Source organism: Streptococcus sp. 1055 (assembly GCF_013276815.1).
Lineage (GTDB): Bacteria > Bacillota > Bacilli > Lactobacillales > Streptococcaceae > Streptococcus > Streptococcus pseudopneumoniae.
Genome location: NZ_VMLT01000141.1, coordinates 1 through 1,968, shown reverse-complemented (window position 1 = coordinate 1,968; position 1,968 = coordinate 1). Strand labels below are relative to the sequence as shown.

The window sequence follows — 1,968 nt, the reverse complement described above, 5'->3', positions numbered from 1 at the left end:
CGGGACTTTGACAGTTGTGAAGTGAAAAACTCCTCATAAAGGTTGATATAAGGGGATTTTCTTGTCAAATTTCACCGTTTTTTATTTGCGTACTTTTCCGTACTTTGTTATAATAGAGCGAGGTATAAAAAGATGAGAGTGAAACAATCAAAGTCAAAAAACACTATCAACTACGCTATTATTAAAGACATCAAGGTTGGAAATAAACGGACTTCTACTATCGTAGAAAACTTAGGCAATCATAACACACTCTTAAAAGAACATCCTGATATGGAACCTCTTGAGTGGGCTCGTTTACGTGCCAAGGAATTAACTGAGAAAGAAAAAGAAGAAAATAAAGATTTCCTCATTACCTTTAGTCAGAACAAACAGTTAAAACAAAATCAATTGAACGAATATCATGGAGGCTATCTCTTCCTACAAGACCTCTATCATCAACTAGATTTGCCTAGAATTAACAAAGAAATCCAAAAACGACATCGTTTTAATTTCTCTCTAGATGATATCCTATCTCGATTGATTTATGGACGGATTCTAGCTCCTGCTTCAAAACGATCCACCCTAGAATTTTCAAAAACATTACTCGAACCTAAAGAATTTGAACTCCAACATTTTTATCGGGCTCTTGAAGTTATTTCTAATGAAACAGAGTTTATACAAGAACAAACCTATCAAACTTCAAAAAAGATGACCCAACGACAGACAGAAGTTCTCTACTATGACTGTACTAACTTCTATTTTGAAATTGAAGCTGAAGATGAGGAAGGACTTCTGAGACAATACGGTCCATCTAAAGAACATCGCCCAAATCCAATTGTGGAGATGGGACTCTTTATGGACAAACAAGGAATTCCCCTAGCTTTCTGTATCCACCCTGGAAATACAAATGAACAAACTACTCTTAAACCATTAGAAAGAAAGATTGTCAAGGAGTACAAGGCTTCAAAATTTGTAGTCTGTACAGATGCTGGACTCTCATCAAAAGCCAATAAGATGTACAATTCTTTTGGGGAACGTTCCTATGTCACAACTCAATCTATCAAGAAGTTAAAGAAAGAATACAGAGACTGGGCTTTGGATAAAAGTGGTTGGCGAATGGTTGGGGATAAGAATCCTATCTTTTACAATCTGGATGAGCTAGAGCACAGAGAGGAATTAAAAAAACAGCTCTTCTTTAAAGAATCTCCTTTTTATGATGAAGATTTACCAAATCAACGCTTGATTGTGACCTTTTCTACTAAATATCAAGACTATCATCGAACGATACGAGAGAGACAGATTGAACGGGCTAGTAAGTTACTGGGCAAGCCCAGCCAAGCTACCAAGAAGAGACAAACCGATTTTAAGAGATTTCTGAAAGAAACAAGTACTACCAAAGAAGGGGAAATCGCCGAGAAAAGGATTCTAACTCTTGATGAGGAACGTATTCAAGAAGAGGCTCAATATGATGGTCTCTACGCCGTAGCCACTAATCTAGATGAAGATATCCAGACAATTGTAGTCATCAATCAAAGGCGGTGGGAAATTGAAGAGAGTTTTCGTATCATGAAGCAGGAACTACGAGCCAGACCCGTTTATCTCAGCCGTTCAGATAGGATTCAAGCACATTTCACTATTTGTTTCCTAGCACTAATGATTTATCGTCTCTTGGAAAAACAACTAGGAGAAACAGTCACCTGTTCAGAACTCATCCAAACCTTACGCAATTACAAGTTCAAACATCTTTATGGAGCAGGATATCTTCCAACTTACACCAGAACAACTATCACGGATCAACTCCACCAAGCATTTGGTTTCCAAACTGATTTTGAGATTATAAGCGAAAAAAATATGAAAAAAATTTTTAAGAAAACCAAATCTAGATAAAAAGTACGCATTTTTTAAAAAGAGAAAAAGAGCTCCGAAAAGCTGTCATATCAGTATTTAGGGGCTCTTTGATTTCGAAAAACTGTCAAAGATGGGATTATA

1 protein-coding gene is annotated in these 1,968 nt (G+C 36.6%); it reads left to right on the top strand.

Features of this window, described 5'->3' with window-relative positions; genetic code table 11:
* The first annotated feature begins 132 nt into the window (after positions 1-132).
* Positions 133-1,866 carry an IS1634 family transposase gene (locus HT699_RS10675; protein ID WP_016399281.1) on the top strand — a complete coding sequence of 578 codons (1,734 nt, stop codon included), beginning with the start codon at positions 133-135 and terminating at the stop codon, positions 1,864-1,866.
* Positions 1,867-1,968: the final 102 nt, after the last annotated feature.